This window comes from Sorangium sp. So ce302, assembly GCF_051530145.1.
In the GTDB taxonomy this organism is placed as follows: domain Bacteria; phylum Myxococcota_A; class Polyangia; order Polyangiales; family Polyangiaceae; genus Sorangium; species Sorangium cellulosum_B.
Genome location: NZ_CP150326.1, coordinates 13,005,803 through 13,022,456 on the forward strand (window position 1 = coordinate 13,005,803; position 16,654 = coordinate 13,022,456).

Annotated in this window: 11 protein-coding genes; 4 read left to right on the plus strand and 7 right to left on the minus strand. The window is 70.0% G+C overall.

The features are described 5' to 3' along the window. Nucleotides 1-1,230 precede the first annotated feature (1,230 nt). Entirely contained in the window at nucleotides 1,231-2,427 is a 1,197-nt protein-coding gene (locus WME73_RS49245) for an FAD-dependent monooxygenase (RefSeq protein ID WP_437914113.1), read from the minus strand. Nucleotides 2,428-2,622: 195 nt separating this feature from the next. Here WME73_RS49245 and WME73_RS49250 point away from each other — a divergent pair, with 195 nt between their 5' ends. Continuing rightward, nucleotides 2,623-3,204, plus strand: a complete 582-nt coding sequence (locus tag WME73_RS49250; RefSeq protein WP_437914114.1) for a hypothetical protein — start codon at nucleotides 2,623-2,625, stop codon at nucleotides 3,202-3,204. An 88-nt stretch (nucleotides 3,205-3,292) separates the two neighbouring features. On the opposite strand, the gene WME73_RS49255 is transcribed toward WME73_RS49250, so the two are convergent. Next, nucleotides 3,293-4,675 carry an AAA family ATPase gene (locus WME73_RS49255; protein ID WP_437914115.1) on the minus strand — a complete coding sequence of 461 codons (1,383 nt, stop codon included), beginning with the start codon at nucleotides 4,673-4,675 and terminating at the stop codon, nucleotides 3,293-3,295. 126 nt (nucleotides 4,676-4,801) lie between these two features. Then, a complete protein-coding gene (locus WME73_RS49260; protein WP_437914116.1) occupies nucleotides 4,802-6,484 on the minus strand; it encodes a DEAD/DEAH box helicase in 1,683 nt (560 codons plus the stop codon). Nucleotides 6,485-6,699: 215 nt separating this feature from the next. Here WME73_RS49260 and WME73_RS49265 point away from each other — a divergent pair, with 215 nt between their 5' ends. Next, complete coding sequence (locus WME73_RS49265) at nucleotides 6,700-8,112, plus strand: CotH kinase family protein (protein ID WP_437914117.1); 1,413 nt, start codon at nucleotides 6,700-6,702, stop codon at nucleotides 8,110-8,112. Nucleotides 8,113-8,191: 79 nt separating this feature from the next. On the opposite strand, the gene WME73_RS49270 is transcribed toward WME73_RS49265, so the two are convergent. Beyond that, nucleotides 8,192-9,229: a hypothetical protein gene (locus WME73_RS49270; RefSeq protein WP_437914118.1), complete on the minus strand. Its 1,038-nt coding sequence runs from the start codon at nucleotides 9,227-9,229 to the stop codon at nucleotides 8,192-8,194. 663 nt (nucleotides 9,230-9,892) lie between these two features. Here WME73_RS49270 and WME73_RS49275 point away from each other — a divergent pair. After that, complete coding sequence (locus tag WME73_RS49275; protein ID WP_437914119.1) at nucleotides 9,893-11,392, plus strand: HEAT repeat domain-containing protein; 1,500 nt, start codon at nucleotides 9,893-9,895, stop codon at nucleotides 11,390-11,392. Nucleotides 11,393-11,429: 37 nt separating this feature from the next. On the opposite strand, the gene WME73_RS49280 is transcribed toward WME73_RS49275, so the two are convergent. The 3 genes from WME73_RS49280 to WME73_RS49290 all read right to left on the minus strand — a co-directional run bounded on the left by WME73_RS49280 (nucleotide 11,430) and on the right by WME73_RS49290 (nucleotide 14,717). Beyond that, complete coding sequence (locus WME73_RS49280) at nucleotides 11,430-12,008, minus strand: hypothetical protein (protein WP_437743220.1); 579 nt, start codon at nucleotides 12,006-12,008, stop codon at nucleotides 11,430-11,432. A 33-nt stretch (nucleotides 12,009-12,041) separates the two neighbouring features. After that, nucleotides 12,042-12,890: an SDR family oxidoreductase gene (locus tag WME73_RS49285; RefSeq protein ID WP_437914120.1), complete on the minus strand. Its 849-nt coding sequence runs from the start codon at nucleotides 12,888-12,890 to the stop codon at nucleotides 12,042-12,044. A 714-nt stretch (nucleotides 12,891-13,604) separates the two neighbouring features. Further along, nucleotides 13,605-14,717, minus strand: a complete 1,113-nt coding sequence (locus WME73_RS49290; RefSeq protein ID WP_437914121.1) for a hypothetical protein — start codon at nucleotides 14,715-14,717, stop codon at nucleotides 13,605-13,607. Between the two features lie 351 nt (nucleotides 14,718-15,068). Here WME73_RS49290 and WME73_RS49295 point away from each other — a divergent pair, with 351 nt between their 5' ends. Continuing rightward, nucleotides 15,069-16,265, plus strand: a complete 1,197-nt coding sequence (locus WME73_RS49295) for a glycosyltransferase (protein WP_437914122.1) — start codon at nucleotides 15,069-15,071, stop codon at nucleotides 16,263-16,265. The last annotated feature ends 389 nt before the right edge of the window (nucleotides 16,266-16,654 follow it).

Sequence of the window (16,654 nt, forward strand, 5' to 3'; positions counted from 1 at the left end):
GACAGCTCCGGCGTCGATGCGGTCGTTTCAGCGCGCCGCTATTTGGGCTGCCGATCGGTGATCGGTCTGAACCACGCGCTCTCGGCCGTCCTTCGATTCGAGCACCACATCGATGCGATCCAGAGAGATGTACATCGCCTGGGTTCCCGGTCGGCTTGAACGAACGGCCAGGCGCCGCGTCGGGCGGCGTCTGGGACCAAGCGGGGAACATCATGCCGGAGGCGCTCCCTGGTTCATTGACATCAACGAACTGGATTGACCTCCTCGATGAAGTAGGCGGTCTCTGCGGAATCGTCGTCTACATCGAGGAGGCTCCCCGCGTCGGCCATCGATGGTCCGACGTTCGTCTCAGCCACTTCTTCATGTCGCCAGCGCCGGCGTCTTCGAACAGCAGATCGGACGCTTCTGACGGCCTGAAGCAGCTGTCCGGTAGGTAGATGACCATGCTCGCTCGGACCACCGTTGACAATAGCCGAAGGGACTCTCGCAGACCCTGCCGCACGTCACGCTCGTGAAGGAATGACGACCATCGCGCCAGATGAGTGAATTCGATCAACCTCTTGTGGACAGTGGCATGGAACCCATCTGGGCCATCCATCCACACGTAGCCCTCGTTGAATAGCTCCTCGGCGCCGTTGGAGCTGAGCCCGCTCAGCTTCCATCCCCAGGACGCTCGTCCAGCCCGGACCCACTCCTGCACCCATGGACGGAGCGCGGGTGGTAGTGCCCAAGCAGCGTTGAGCGCGCGTGGCAGTTCATACAGCTCATCCCAGGATAGACCATGGTCGACGATGGCGGTGAAATCTACGCCCATGTTGTGACTCCATTGCTCAGCAATACAGCACGCTCGCTCCAGCTGACGCTCTGCGGTGCCGCCGCCGTTCGAAGCGCGGCCGGCAGCACGGCTTGTTAGCCGACCCCGCCAGAAGTGGGAAGCGGAGTTGCCTCGGTGCATCGCTCGGAAGACCGAAGAACTGTGCGTGGCTGCCATCGAACCGAACGACGGCGACGGGCCCTCCATCCGTGGTGGCATCGATCACGCGCGCCCAGGTGCCATCCCAGCCCGACGGTATGTTCTGGAGGTAGTACGCCAGCACGACGGTCGAGCGGTCGCTCAGGACGAGCGGGTGCGGCGCGCCCGTCGAGGACTGGGGCACACCTGTGAGCTTGCTTGCGCGGTCTCGCTCGTCAAGAGTCGCAGTGAGATCGGCTGCCAGGGTCGTGCGGCTGTCAGCCTCCATTCGAGTAATCGGGGAGCTCGATCTTGTCGGCCGCGGAGGAGCCGAACCACCCCTCGCGGCGTTGCAACAGGGGAGTGGAAGCGAGCCAGAGGACCCGGTGGAGGAGCGAAATCCCGAGCCTCGACTTCGGGTGCGCGATCCAGGGGACGCCTGGCGGGAGCTTCTGGGCCAGGTCGACATAGGGGCGCATGAGCTTCTCATAGGCCACGAAGGCGTCTCGATGGCTGGCGTGCCGCGACAGCTCTCCCGCGAGCACGTAAGCGCCGACGAGAGAGAGGCTCGCGCCCATCCCGCTGACCGGCGACGGGCAGTACGCAGCGTCACCCACGAGCGCGGCGCGACCGTGTGACCAGCGTGGCGCCATGACCTGGCTGACCGCGTCGAAATAGACGTCCTCGGAGTCTGCCAGCGCCGCGAGCACCCGCGGCGACTCCCAGCCGGCGCCGGCATAGACGCGCGCGATGACCGCCTTCTGCTCCGCGACGCTCAGCCTTTCATAGCCGCGTGGGGGCGACAGGAACCAGAGCGACGCCCGGGTGGTACCCGTATTGTCTGGACGCAGGAGTATCGATCGCCCGCCGGGGGCGTGATACCAGCGAGCCCAGGCGCTGTCGGATGCTCCGCGGGGAATCGTGAAGTAGCTGGCATACAGGTCGAGCGGGCGAATCCTCGGCTCATCGCCGACGATGAGCGTACGGGTTCGCGAGCGGATGCCATCGGCAGCGACCACGAGGTCGAACTCGCGCGCCGCGCCATGCTCGAAGGAGACAGTCACCCGGTCGCCGTGGTCCCGGAGGCCCGTGATCTGGTCACCAAAAACATACTCCGTCGTGTCTCGGGTGCGGTCGTAGAGGATCCTGGCGAGGTCACCGCGGAGGATCTCGAGCTCCTTGGTAAACCCACCGGTGTCCGAGCTCTCCGCGGGGAACTCGGCCCTGGTCACGTCGTGCTCGTCGACGAAGCGGAGTCCCAGCTCCCCCGTCGTGGCGGCTCGGATGTCGCCCTCGATGCCCATGCGGCGCACGACCTTCCGCGCCGCGCCCTGGACGTCGATGTTCTGCCCGCCGAGCCGGAGTGCGTCGGCGCGTTCCACGACGACGGGTCGGAATCCGTAGCGCGCAAGCCAGAAGGCGAGCGCGGGACCGGCGATGCTCGCCCCCGAGATCAAGGCCGTCCGATGTTCCACCGGTGGAGTGTCACCGGGCGGGGGCAGGTGTCAACCCCGTCCGGTCCGACCCGATCCTCACCGCGGCTGGATCATCGCCGGGCTGTCGCGTCGCGGTCCGCTCGGCGGGGCTCGCGCCCCCGGGTATCCTCGGGGCGTCGTGCGGGCGCCGGCCTGGCGGTGCGTTCGGCCGCCGCTTCGTCTATCCTGGTCGCCATGATCAAGCGCAGCGGGAGCAGCCGAGTCGCGCCGGCGGACGACGTGTTCGCCGCGAGGAAGCGCAAGCCGGTACCGCACGAGTTCGTGCTAGACGCGCTCGCCCCGCTCGGGCCCGAGACGCGGCCGATGTTCGGCTGCCTGGCGGTCTATGTGGAGGACAAGATCGTCCTCATCCTGCGCGACAAGCCCGCGCCCGCGCAGGACAACGGCGTCTGGCTCGCCACGACGGAGGAGCACCACGCGGCCCTGCGCCCTGAGTTCCCGAACATGCGAAGCATCGAGGTGCTCGGGAGCGGGGTGACAGGCTGGCAGGTGCTCCCGGCGGAGGCGCCCGATTTCGAGGAAGCCGCGCTGCGGGCCTGCGCGCTCATCGAGGCGGGCGATCCGCGCATCGGGAAGGTGCCGGGCCAGCGGCGGAAGCGGGGCGAGGCGCCGGCGAAGAGGGCGGCGGCGAAGAAGGCACCGGCGAAGAAGGCGGTGAAGAAGGCGCCGGCGAAGAAGGCGCCAGCGAAGAAGGCGCCAGCGAAGAAGGCGGCAGCGAAGAGGGGCGAGAAGGCGACCGCAAAGAGGGGATCTTGAGCGCCCGCGGCCCGAGTTCCTTCGCCAGGTAGCTGTCGGTCATCATCGCGAGCTGCGAGCGGCCGTGCCCATGGCGATGGCTGGGCGATCACCCTCCTTCGATCATCTTCTGCGCCGCGAGCAGGCTCTTCGTGAGACCGCCTCCGCACAGCACGAGCTCCCGGATCGCGTCGTCGAGGTGCCGATCGTCCACCACGATCTCCTGCCCCTCTTCAGCGGCGAAGACCGCCGCCTTGCGAAGCAGCTCGCGGATGAAGGCGCCGCTCGCCCCCTCGGTGCGCGCGATCCACCGGGGCAGATCGACCCCCTTGAGCGTCAGCCCGCGTCCGTAGAGCTCGAACATCCTGCGGCGGCCCTCGCCATCCGGCAGCGGCACCTCGATAGCGAGATCGACGCGGCCCGGTCGAGATGCGAGCGCAGGCTCCAGGATATCCGGACGGTTCGTGGTCAGGAGGAACAGGACGTCAGCGTCTTCCCCGAGGCCATCCATCTCGTTCAGGAGCTCGAAGAGCACCCCATTGCACGACTGGTCCGGCCGCGTGCGATCTTCCGCGACGAGATCCACGTCCTCGAGCACCACGGTGGCGGGTTGGAGGAAGCGCGCCATGGCGCACGATTGCCGGATGAGGCTCTGGGAACGGCCCGTCAGCAAGATGACCGTCCGCCCCTCCATGCGGCTCGCGAGATACATGGCTGTGAGCGTCTTCCCGGTCCCCGGAGGCCCGTGCAGCAGAACGCCGCGCTTCAGGTGCCGGCCAGCGGAGAGGAGGGGGCGCGCGTGCTCTGAAATGCGAATCGTGGAGCGTTCGATGCGCCGGAGCAGGTCTCCCGGCAGGATGAGGTCCCCTGCTCCGACCTCTCGCAACGGACGGAAGCTCACCTCGATGGTGCTGCGGTCCACCTGGTCGAGCGACACCACCTTGCCGCGGTAGACGTTGCGTTCGAGCATCGTCCGGCGGAGCATTGCGAGGAAGCGCTCTCCCGCTTCGCGCTCCGGCGCCATGACGCTCACCGTGAGGCCACCGTCCCATGGTCTCTCGCTGCCGCTGACGAGCACGGCGAGGCGTTCGGGGGTGTGTACGAGGAGAAGGCCGCATCGCAGGCATGAGACCTTCTGGCCTGCATCGAGATCGACGGTCTTGTATTCGACGGGGCCGATGGTGGGACCACCCTCGAACAGGCCCGACTCTGTCGCGGTGGCGAGCTGCCCGAGCCGAATGCGGTTGTAGGAGTCGCGTCCGATGAGCCCGAGGAGCGCGTGCGATCGTCCCCCCTCTCCCAGCATCGCGTCGAGCGCGACCTGGACGTTCGGACGGTCGTACTCCGGAAAGCTCGCCTCCACGATGGGAAGCGCCGCGGGGTCCAGCTCGAAGTGATCACGAAGCTTCTTTCTCAGGACGGACTCGTCCTTGCTGACGCGCTCGTGGGCGAGCTCGATGAGCTTCCGGAGGACGTTCATGCCGAACGACATGACCGCATGCTACGTCATGCCGTCGGGCGTTGAAAGGCCGAGGCGGAAATGGGGCGAGGCGCTGGCGACGAGGGCCGGGAACGCGACGGCGAAGAGGGAATCTTGGCGTCGCGATGCAGCTCCTGGTCAGCGCTCCTCGCGCGGCGCGGTGACCCTCGCCCACACCGCGAGGATCATCACCTGTTCCATGGTGCTCGGCGGGGGATAACCCCTCGGGGGCTCGGCCGGCAGGGGCACAGGGGCCTTTGCCCTGCGCCATGCCGCGTCGTGGCGCGCCGAGGCCCCGGCCGCGGGGCCGCGGCGCGCGACCTCGTAATCGACCGCGGCCACCGCCTCTTCGAGGGTGGAGAAGCGCTCGACCTGCTTGCCGTCCAGCAGGACGTGCCACCGCTTCCCGCGAGCACCGCGGGCGAGGACGACGACCTCGCTGATCGCGCCGGGCTTCCTCTCGTAATGGAGCGCGAGGCCGAAGCGGCCGAGAGATGCCCACGCATTGCGCGAGATGGCCATCACCTCGGGGTCGACGCGGAGGCTCAGCGGATCGAAGTGCGCGGCGCGCTCCTGGATCTCGCGCAGCGTGATGCGGCCCGCCTCGACCTCGAACCCGGGGTAGTCGAAGGTCACCTGCCGAAAGAAGCGGCTCGCCTCCGAGGCGTCCCTGCCCTCGAGGTCGAGGTCGCGGGGCATGCCGAAGAGCGAGGGCAGCGTGCACAGCTGGAGCGAGGAGAGGTCGACGAAATCGAGGATGAGGCAATCCTTCTTGCCTGGATGGAGGCGCGTGCCGCGCCCGACGCACTGGGCATAGAGCCCATCCGAGCGGGTGGGGCGGGCCATCGCGATGCAAGAGACGCCAGGGTCGTCGAAGCCCTCGGTGAGGACAGCGACGTTGGTGAGGACCTGGACGCGCTCTTCCCGGAAATCGGCGAGGATCCGGCCGCGGAGGTCGGAGGGCATGTCGCCGTGGACATAGGCGGATCGGACGCCGAGGTGGTTGAGCGCCTTCGAGAGGTTCCTGGCGTGCGCGACCGTGACGCAGAAGGCGATGGTGCGGCGGTCGCGGGCGAGCTCTTGAATGGAGCGGGCGACGAGCGCGTTGCGCTCCTCCAGGTCCACGGCCTCCTCGAGCTCGTCCGTGGAGAAGTCGAGGCCGCCGGCGTCGAGGGGGGAGAGGTCGGTGGCGGTGGCGACGCGGTAGCCGGTGAGGGGGGCGAGGTAGCCGTCCGCGATCATCTCGGTGAGGGAGCGGCTGTAGACGATCGCCTCGAAGACATCGTCGAGCCCTTTGCCGTCGCCGCGGGCCGTCGTGGCGGTGAACCCGAGCAGGGTGCCTGTCCACGCGGGGTCGAAGGCGCCGAGCTGGCGGAGGACGCGGCGGTTGTCGTCGGCGGGGGCGTGGTGGCATTCGTCGTAGATCACGAGGCCGATATCGCGGCCGCCGGTGACCTGCTCGAGCCGCTTCTCGTGGAGGGAGCGTATGGAACAGACGATGACGCGCGCGTCCGCCGGGGCGCGGAGCTCGCCCTGCTCGACGGCGACCATGGCCTGTCCGGCGAGGGCGCGCTCGATCTTGTCCTTGGCCTGGAAGAGGAGCTCTTCGCGGTGGGCGAGGACGAGGACCTGCCGCCTGGCGAGGCGGGCGAGATGGGAGAAGATGACCGTCTTGCCAGCGCCGGTGGGGAGGCACACGACCATGCGCCGGACGCCGCGCCTGCGGGCCGCAAGGACGGCGTCGACGGCGGCGCGCTGGTAAGGGCGAAGGGCGGGCGCGCCGGGGCTCATCGGTGCTGAGGTGGTCGTGGTGGTGGTCATGAGCTCTCGCGCGGGCGTCGCGCACCATAGCCCGGAACCCCTGTCCGTGCTCTTCGGCGATCGGCAGCTCCCGCACGCCATGCAACGAGGGAACCCCCTCTCGACGCGGCGCCCCCGAGGAGCCCCGCGGCCGGGCCGATTGGAATTGACATCGACCATGTGAGCGAACACATTTCACGAACGGTTTCCTTTGTCTTCGCCCTGGATGTGTCGTCATGCGCATCGAGACCTTCGTCGGCTGTGAGTCGACAGCACTGCTAGCGTCGGCCCTGTGCGGCCTTGTCGTCGCTTGCTCCGAGCCCGCGGGACCCGGAGCGGCCGGAGCGGGAGAGGGGAGCAGCGGAGCCGGCGCTGGCGCCAGCGACAGCGGGACGACGGGCGGCAGCGGGGGCCAGGCGGGCTCGAGCGGAGGGGCCGGCGTCGGGACGGGCCAGACGGGGTCGGGTGGGCACGGGTCGGGCGGAGCAGGCGGCGGTCCTGATCTCAGCGCCGAGATCTACGACCGCACCAACCTGCCGCGCTTCGACATCGAATTACCCCCGGAGTCGGTTCAAGCCCTGCAGCAGGTGTCGGGCCCGGACGATCCGCTCCAGGACGAGTACGTCTCGGCCACGCTGCGCTACGGGGCGGTCACCGTTTCGAACATCGGGCTGCGCATCAAGGGCGAAGGCAGCTTCCGCGGCCTCGACGAGAAGGCGCCGTTCAAGCTCAAGTTCGACGAGTTCGTGGACGACCAGACCTTCCTCGGCCTCGAGCGCATGACGCTCAACAACATGGTCGAAGATCCGTCTTTCCTCGCGGAGCGCCTGGCGTACGACCTCTTCCGCCACGCCGGCTTGCCCGCCCCGCGCTGCAACAGCGCGCTCGTGTACGTCAACGGTGAGTTCTACGGCGTGTATGCGAACGTCGAAGCCGAGGACACGACCTTTCTCTCGCGCTGGTTCGCGAGCAACGACGGAAACCTGTACGAGGAAGGGCAGGTCGACTTCGTGCCGGGCGCCGAAGCGGAGTTCGATCTCGAGACCAACGAGACCGCGAACGACCGCACGGACCTCGCTGCGCTGATCGCCGCCGTGGACACGGCGAAGCGCGCGACGTTCCTCGAGGACATCGGCGGCTCGCTCGACACCGATCACTTCCTGCGCTTCACCGCGGCCGAGGCTGCGGTGAACCAGTGGGACATGTACGCCTACACGGTCTTTTATCCGAACAACTTTCGTATCTACAACGACCCCGCCTCCGGGAAGTTCGTCTTCTTGCCGTGGGGGATGGACCTCTCGATGAAGCCCTTCCGCGACTCGGGCAAGCCCCACATCGCCCTGTTCGAGCTCGCGCGCCAGGGGGACCTCGCGAACGGCGCGATCTCGACGGGGCTCATCTTCCGGCGCTGCCTGGAGAGCCCAAGCTGCGTGACCGCCTATCGCGGCGCGGTGGAGAGCATCATCGAGGCGTACGAGAGCGCCGACCTCGAAGGGCTCGCCAGCAGCTACTACGAGCAGATCAGCGAGCAGGTCGCCGCCGACCCGCGCAAGGAATACTCCCAGAGAGAGTTCGAGCGGGGCTTCCAGAGCTTGCTCGACACCATCCGCGAGCGCCCGGACGCGCTGCGCGCGGATCTGGCCAAGTAACGCCGCCGGATCGGGTGGCTTCGCGCCGCGCCGCGCCGGGCCGATGGCGATGGCGACGGCGACGGTGCGCTTGGACCATTCAGCAGCGGTCGCGACGCCGCCGCGCGCGGCTCGCGAGGGACAGCGCGAGCCCGATCGCGGGCAGCGCCCAGCCGGACGAGGCGTCGCTGCCCGCGCTGACCGAGCAGCCGCCGCTGTCGTGTTCGGCATCCGGGTTTTCCGGAGAGGTACCGCCACCGCCCGCCCCGGAGCCCCCCGAGCCGCCGGCGCCCGTACCGGAGTCCTCGCAGGAGCTCACGGCATCGTCGGCGCAGAGGCTGGGGCTCACCTCGCAGTACGCCGCCCTCGCGCTGCACCAGGCCTCCTCGAAGCCCCCGGGCGGAGAAGAGCACGCCGCGATGGCCGCGGCGATCTCCGTCGCGTCGGCCGGGAAGACGGCCGTCTCGCCCGCGTCGCCGTGCGGAACGCAGGCGCGCTCTTTCTCGACGGTCGTGCCGTCGATGAGGCTCCTGTACGTGAGCTGGTAGCAGTACTCCGTGGCCGCGACGTCGTACGTCTGGCTCGGGGACTCATTCCATACCGTTTTCTTGCCGAGCTCCTCCCCGTCCGGGCTCGAGAAGGTGACGACTTGCACGTACTGGCTCACGCCGGCGTCGACTCCTCCGCTCGCATCGAGGAAGACGGTGACGTAACGCTCCATTTCCTCTGCCACGCAGCGCTCTTCCGGACCGCAGCTCCCCGGGCCCAGATCGGCGATACAGCAGCTCATCTTGCCGTGCCAGCGCTCTTGCACGATGACGTGGCTCTGGACAGGGATGGCGCCCACGTCCATGTCGACAGCGGTGCTGGCGTAGATCTCCGAGATGCCGGCGCTGAGGTCCTGACCCTCGATCTCGACCTGGTAGGTGTGGCCGTCGACGAGCGGGGCCGCGGGGCGAAAGGCGAGCACGCTCTCGCGCTCGCCGACGGCGACGTCGGCGACCTCCTCCTGGGTGCCGCTGATGGCCTCGCCCGTGTCCTTGTCCTTCACCAGAAGCACGGGGGCGCTCTCCGGACAGTTGGAGTAGCAGCTGACCCGGGCCACGATGACCCCGTCGATCGGCACGACGCCAAACACCCCGGACAAATAGCGCCCGTCCGGCACAGGCGTGCAGGCAGAGCTTGGACGGGAGATACCGAGAGCGCCAAGGCCTCCCATGACGGCGAGAGTCAACGCGGTGAAACGAGAATAAGGCATCGAAGTTTCTCCTCGAGCGACCCGACGCGGGTCAGCTCCGCGCGGGCATTTGCAGGGACCGCGCCGGTATGCAGACGCCGTGCCGACCGCGACTCGCCCGAGCACCGCGAGGTCCTTGTGGGTCCCAGCGCGTGTCGCGCATGACCGTGGTGTCAACCTGTGCCGGCCGCCCTGTGTCATCTCGACCATTGGGAGAAGAGATATCCGTAGAATTGCTCGAGATCCACCTGGTCGAGCGCCTGCACCGGGCGACCGCTCGTTCCCGTGCACGTTGAGCGCGCCGGGGATCTGCCTGGCGGCGAGGAGGAGAATTTCAATGCAAGGGCGCAAAGACGCAAGGGCGCAAGAAGGCATGAAAATGGTTCTCCGCTGCCAATGCAGGTGCTACGTCCCCACGATGGCCGGGGCCCATGACGGCCTGCTGCGTCCCGACCCCTGTGCGCTCGCAGCGACGTGGCGGTCGGACAGCCACCTGGACGAGTGCGTGGCGCCGCGCTCCGGCGGCGCACGACAGTGCCCGCGCGCGGGTGCTAGCGTGGGACCATGCGCGAGCGCCTCGACGCGATCATCGCCAAGCTGGCCGCCGTTCGTGAGCGGGGGCTCAAGTGCTTCGGCAGCGACGCCCATCGCTTCGAGCTGCGGCCGCCGGCCGCCGAGGCCGAGGTCGCCGCCTTTGAGGCCGCGCGGCGGGTGCGGTTGCCCGAGGACTACCGTGCGTTTCTCCTGCACGCGGGGCACGGCGGGGCCGGGCCGTTCTACGGGCTCATGACGCTCGCAAAATGGGACGACGCGCGGTACGAGGCGCTCGACGACCTCGACGCCGAGTGTCCGCTGCACCCCGACACGCTGCCTCCGGGCGAGGGCTGGCTCGAGGCGCTCTTGCCCGGCGAGGAGGAGGCGATGGACCGCGCGCTGTGGGGCACGCTGAGCCTCGGCTCGCAGGGCTGCAGCTACTACACGCAGCTCGTGGTCACCGGGCCTGCGCGCGGGCGGGTCGTGTACATCGACCTCGACGGCGGGCGCCCGTACTTCCCGGAGAACGCGGGCTTCCTCGACTGGTACGAGCGGTGGCTCGACGAGCTCCTGGCCGGGTGCAAGATCCATTGGTTTGGCACCAGCATGCCGGGCTTTGAGCCCGAGCTGGCCGATGCGCTGCGCCGGGGCGAGCGCATCGCGGATGCGCTGGTGGCAATGAGGCGACTACCGCGGATCGGCGAGGGCACGCTCGATCTGGTGATCGCGCGGCTCGATCACCCCGATGCTCGCGTCCGGGAGGGGGCGCTCCATGTGCTCGGGGACTTCGACGGCGATGCGGGGGCGCGGGCGCGGCCGTTCTTGCGTGATCCGGAGCCGGGGCCGCGCCGGGCGGCCCTGGATTGCGTGTGCAAGGGCGATGCGGCGCGCTGGGCCGCCGATGCCCGCGCCATGCTCGACGACGCCGACGGCTCGATCGCGGCGGCGGCCCTCAGCGCCCTGGATGACGCGAAGGTGATGACGCTGGCCGATCTCCTGCCGCGCCTACGCGATGCGCGGCAGGGCGTGGCGGCGGATGCGGGCCGGCGCCTCGCGGCGATGGCCGGCCGGGGCGTGTCGCCGGCCGACGCCGCGGTGTTCGCCGCCGCCGCGACGGCGATGCTCGACCACGCCGAGCCGCGCGTGGCGATGCACGGCCTGCAGGTGCTCGCGCACGTGGACGCGCCGGAGCTGCCGGAGTTCCTGGAGCGGCTGCGGGCGTTCGCGCTCGGCGAGGAGCCCTCTCACCGGCTGAGCGCGTGCCGGGCGCTCGTGCGGCAGGATCGCGCCGCGGGCTTCGATGCGCTGGCCGAGCTGACGCGGCACGCCGATCCGTTCGTGCGCCAGGACGCCGCGCGCACGCTGGGTGAGCTCGGCGACGCGCGGGTGCGGCCGGCGCTCGAGCGGCTGCTCGAGGACGAGACCAAGCCGTTCGAGCGCACCGCGACCGGCACCCGCACCAACATTTACCGCGTGTGCGACACGGCCCGGATGGCGCTCGAGGCGATCGAGCGCCGCGCCAAGGCGTAGCGATCGCGGCTTCGTGGCGCGAAGCGGCCGGGGAGGCTCAACCCGGGTGCTGCTGCAGGCGGTGCAGGTGGTGCTCCTCGCCGTTCAAGGTCAGCACCGCCATGAACCCGTCACGCGCGAGCTGCTTCTCGATCCTGAGCTCGTGTGTTCCCTGGGGGACGGAGGTGTCGACGATGCGCGCGACCTCCGGCTCCAGGGCGCCGCCGGGGTAGCTGTAGATGTCGAGGCGCAGCGTGCAGGCGCGCTCGATCGTCGCGCGCGCGACGAAGGTGTCATTGGCCTCCGTCACCGAGAAGGCGCTCCCGAGCTCGCCCTCGACGGAAGATCTCCTGAGCGCCCAGGCGATCTGCTGGCTGGCGATCGGGGCGTACACGTCCAGCACCATCACGTCCTTGTTCTGCTCCTTGAAGCGCGCGTGGAGGCGCGCCCGGGTGGCGCCGTCCACGCCGCCGCCGAGCGTGATGAGGTCGAAGTCGCCGGCGTGGAACTCCGTGTCCGGCGACGCGCTCAACGTGCCGACAGCCGAGTGCCCCTGCTTGTTCAGCGCTGCCACGCTCCGCTCGAGGATATCGGCCCTCTTGCCGATGACGAGGATCCTGATCGCTCTCGATGCCATGCTCTCTCCTCCTTGGCGATCTGCCGCCGCGCCCTACTGGAACGCTTTCACGTGGCGTTCCAGCCATTCGTCGAACGTCCGCGCCCTGCGCCCGAGGAGCTGCTCGACGGCGGACGACGGCTCCTCTCCCTTCCCGGACCTGATCAACGCGAACGCCTCGAGCAAGGCGCGGATGAAGCCCTCGGGGAGCCTCGCCTTCACCATCGCCTCGCGGGCGGCGTCCTCGCTCACGTCGACGTACCTGAGCGGCCTGCCGATCGCGGCGCCGATCTTCGCCACCTGCTCCGCTGCGCTCAGCGCCTCCGGCCCGGTGAGCTCGTACTCCTTGCCTTCGTGCCCCGGCGAGGTCAGCGCCTTCACCGCGACCGCCGCGATGTCGCGCTCGTCGATGGGTCTCGTCCTGGCGTCGCCCAGGGGCTGGAACACCGCGCCCTGCGCCTTGATGGACGCGGCCCACCGGAGCGTGTTCGAGGCGAACCCTCCCGGCCGGAGCATCGTCCAGGCGACGCCCGACGCCTTGACCCTCGCCTCGGCCTCGCAATGCCAGCGGGCGATCTGGACGTCGGGCGCGCGGGCGACGCTCGACGACGAGAGCAGCACGATGTGCTTCACGCCCGCCCTCTTCGCCGCGTCGGCCGCGTTGCCGGCGAGGTTCGGCAGGTCGCCGCCCACGCAGACCAGGAACGCCCTGTCCGCGCCCGCGAACGCGGCGTCGAGCGTCTCGGGCTTCGAGAGATCGCCCTTCACGACGGCGATGTCGCCGCCGAGCGCTCCCAGCCTCGCCGGATCGCGCACGAGCGCGCGGACCGGCTGGCCCGCCTCGACGAGCTGCTCGAGCACCGCACCGCCCACATTCCCTGTCGCTCCGGTCACCAGGATCATCTGCCGCTCCCTTTCATCGCGTTCACCTTCCATGGCGCACCGCGCTCGCCTCGTCGGCGGGCCGCGTCCGAAGAGCAGCGTGCAACGGAGCCTCCTGTATGTCGGATCTCACGCCAATGGATTGGAATATCTCTGCTCGTTTGTCGCCTGCCCACCGTGCGCTTCCGAGCGGGAAGTGCTCTGTCGGCCGAGATCAATCGCCCGGCATGCTTGCCGCGAGCACCTCCGCTTGTCGTATCGTGGGCGTCGTGCGGCCTAGCCCACCCGCCTCGCCCTCCCGTCTTCGCGAGTACCTGGCCATCCTCGCTGGCGCGCTGGCCGCGGGCGCCTGTGGCGCGCTCTTCGACCTCGGCGTCCTCGTCGGCGTCTTTCTGAAGGGCCGACCCGCCCTCCGCCGAGCGCCAGGGCCGTGAGCAGGCGGGTTTTCCGGGCCGCGCTGCTCGCCGCCGCGAGCGCGCTGCTCGCCGCGTGCGCGCCGCTGCCCGCGCCGCGTCTCTTCGCGGGGAGCCTCGATGTGGCGCTTCCGACCACGAGCGGCCGCATCGCCGTCATCGCCGATTTGCAGCGCACCTCGTACCTGGAGTTCTGGCGCGAGTCGAACGATCCCGAGCGCGCTGCGCGCGCCGGCGGCTGTGCAGCCCAGCCGCCGGACGAAGCGGTCGAAGGTTCGCGTCGAGGACCGAGGCCCCGCGGCGCGGCGACGGGCGGCCCGCGCTACGCGGCCACACCGAGGGTGCCGATCTCCTCGAACTCGCGGATCATCCGATCGAGCCCGCCCTCGTCGACGCGGAGGCCGAGCGCCGCCGCGGCGTGGACGAGGAGCTTCCGCTCCCGCAGCGACGCGACCTTGTCCACGGCCGCCGCGATCTCGAGCGCGCGCAGCAGCGGGGCGCGCGCGCCCTCCGGCACGTCGCGGAGGCGCTCGATCCAGGTGATGTCGTCGGCGAGGCGCTCGTTCAGGCCAGCGCGCGCCGGGGCCGGCAGCCGCCGCAGCACGGCCGCGAGCAACGCGGACTCCTCCGGCGTGAGGCGGCCGTCGGCGGTGAAGATGAACCAGAGCCCGTCGAACAGCCGATCGAGGTGCGGGCGCAGGGTCTCGTCGCTGAGCGCCTCGTCGAGCGCGCGCCGGTAACGCAGGTATCGGCGCGCGGTATCCCCGAGGCGCCGGGTGACTACCCAGCTCGTGATCGACGACGAGGCGACCGACAGCACGGGCACCAGGTTGCGCGCCACGCTCTCGCCGGCGAGCCGCGCCGCCAGCTGCTTCGCCACGTCCGAGCCGCGCTCGCGCGCCGCGCGCACGAGCACGCCCGCTGGATCGTCCGTGTCCTGGGGGTGCTCCGCGACGCCGAACGCGAGGGCGAGAAGCGCCCACACGTCGGCCGGCTCGTCGGGATCGAACCGGAGCCCGAAGAGATCCGCGAGCTCGCAGAGCATCTGCACGTGCAGGAGCAGCCGGAGCACCGTCTCAGCGCCGATCGCGAGCATGGCCGCAGGGATCGCGACGAGCCCGCCGAGCCCGTTCGTCTCGGCCGTGGCCACGGCCGCGCCGGTCGAGAGCGCCCCGGTGGCGCCGCCCGCGAGCGCCGAGCGGATGCAGGCGCGCCGGATGACCGCGCGCGCGTCGGTCGACTCCGTCACGCCGGTCGACTCTGCGATGATCGCGGGGCGAGGCCGCCGGTTGTAGCGGCGCACCGCGCGGGACAAGAGCTCCTCGAGCCATGCATCGACAGGGCGCCCGCGCACGCCTGCTTCGCTCGTCGCCTCGCTCAGCGGGAGCGCCGCGGCCCCCGCTGCGTCACCAGGATGCGCAGCCTCGTCGCCCATGGATCAGGGCGGTTCAAGATGCATTCCGCGCCCCGCGGGCGCCGAGGCCGAGCCCGTTCGCAGCCCTGCCGAGATCGGCCATCGCCTTGGTCGGGCCGACAAGGATTCACCTGCTCCCTCACCGAGCAGGAGAGCACCTTCCGCTCACACGGCTCGACGAGCCAACTCAGCTCCAGGAGGCCCCGGCCGTCTGGGCCTGAACGGATGATCCGTTGTATGGGCGTCCTCGCCCTGCCTCCCGTCTCAGCATGTATACCGGAACTCAGGCGTTGATACGATGAAAAAACGCGTCTGCGGTGCCATCGTCGCCTCCGTCATCCACGCGGCCCGCGTGGTGGAAGGAGAGAGACGATGCGAGTATTGCTGACGGGAGTGGGGACTCGCGGTGACGTGCAACCCGTGGTGGCCCTGGCCGTCGAGATGCGGCGTCGGGGGCACGATGTGAGGCTCTGCGTTCCGCCGAACTTCATCGACTGGGTGGGCGGCCTGGGCTTCACGGCGACCCCGATAGGCATCGCGATGCGGCAACCGAGCGGGGCCGCCGCGCCGGCCGCCCCGCCGACGCCGGAGCAGGTCCGCGCGTTGGTGGAGCACCTCGTGAGAGACCAGTTCGACGCGACCGCGTCGGCCGCCGAGGGATGCGACGTGATCGTGGCCGGCGGAGCGCACCAGTACGCCGCGCGGTCCATCGCGGAACGGCTGGGCATCCCGTCCGTGGTCGCCGTGTACGCGCCGGTGGTCCTGCCGTCGCCGGACCATGCGCCCGGCGGTGAGCCCGGGGGCGACCCGGAATCGAACCTCCGGCGCTGGCAGGACGAATCGCGGAGCTGGAACGAGCGCCTCCTCGAGCGGCTCAACGCCAATCGAGAGCGCCTTGGCCTGGGTCCGCTGAGCGACGTCTTCAGCCACATCCTGGGCAAGGCGCCGTGGCTCGCGACGGACTCGGTCCTTGGGCCGCTGCCGGCGACGCCCGGCCTGCAGGTCACGCAGACGGGAGCCTGGCTCCTTCCCGACCAGGCACCGCTCGTACCCGAGCTGGAAGCGTTCCTCGCCGCCGGCGAGCCGCCCGTCTACATCGGCTTCGGCAGCATGCCTGTCGACCAGCAGACCGGCCGCATGGTCATCGAGGCCGTGCGGGCTGCGGGGCGCCGGGTCGTGCTGTCGCAGGGGTGGGCCGAGCTCGGTCTCGTCGACGACGCCCCCGACGGCATCGCGATCGGCGACGTCAACCAGCAGGCGCTGTTCCCGAGGGTCGCCGCGGTGGTGCACCACGGCGGGGCGGGTACGACAACGACGGCGGCGCGCGCGGGCGTCCCGCAGGTGATCGTCCCGATGTTCGCCGATCAGCCCTACTGGGCCTCGCGCGTCCGGGCGCTCGGGCTCGGGACGTCCGTGGCCCATGGAGCGCTGAGCGCGGGGTCCCTTCTGGCCGCGCTGGAGGGCGCCCTCGACCACGGGGTCGCTGCCCGCGCGGCCGCGAGCGCGGGCGCCGTGGCGGTGGATGGAACGGCCGTCGCCGCCGACCTCATCGAGCGGGCTTCCATGTGAAGCTCGGGTGATGGCCGCGTTCGTCCGGCCGTGTCAGCAGGTCGACCCGGGGTGATGCTCAGCTCGAACGAGCCGGCAGAGACATTGTTGTAGCTGTCGACGAAGATGTCGAGCGGAGTCCCCGCAGCCACATCCAGCGTGACCGACTCGGGGTCTCCGGCGTAGCCGGCGTCCAGGCAGTTGATCTCGGTCGCGCTCTCGCCGCAGTCCGTCCGCACGTGGAGAACGAGATCGGCGGATCCCGTCGGCGTCACGGTGATCGTCGCGCTGCCGTCCGCCTCGGGGGAATAGCGGTACACGAGCTCCGGGCCGTCGCCCGCGCATGTCGCCGTGAAGCCGCGCGTGCCCTCGGACGTGTCGCCCGTCACCGCCGCGGCCGTCACCGGCGC

Coding starts and splice junctions, on each gene's coding strand:
- WME73_RS49280 (WP_437743220.1), bottom strand. CDS start 12,008: ATGGCATCGAGAGCGATCAGGATCCTCGTCATCGGCAAGAGGGCCGAT.
- WME73_RS49250 (WP_437914114.1), top strand. CDS start 2,623: ATGATCAAGCGCAGCGGGAGCAGCCGAGTCGCGCCGGCGGACGACGTG.
- WME73_RS49295 (WP_437914122.1), top strand. CDS start 15,069: ATGCGAGTATTGCTGACGGGAGTGGGGACTCGCGGTGACGTGCAACCC.
- WME73_RS49260 (WP_437914116.1), bottom strand. CDS start 6,484: ATGACCACCACCACGACCACCTCAGCACCGATGAGCCCCGGCGCGCCC.
- WME73_RS49275 (WP_437914119.1), top strand. CDS start 9,893: ATGCGCGAGCGCCTCGACGCGATCATCGCCAAGCTGGCCGCCGTTCGT.
- WME73_RS49255 (WP_437914115.1), bottom strand. CDS start 4,675: ATGTCGTTCGGCATGAACGTCCTCCGGAAGCTCATCGAGCTCGCCCAC.
- WME73_RS49285 (WP_437914120.1), bottom strand. CDS start 12,890: ATGATCCTGGTGACCGGAGCGACAGGGAATGTGGGCGGTGCGGTGCTC.
- WME73_RS49265 (WP_437914117.1), top strand. CDS start 6,700: ATGCGCATCGAGACCTTCGTCGGCTGTGAGTCGACAGCACTGCTAGCG.
- WME73_RS49290 (WP_437914121.1), bottom strand. CDS start 14,717: ATGGGCGACGAGGCTGCGCATCCTGGTGACGCAGCGGGGGCCGCGGCG.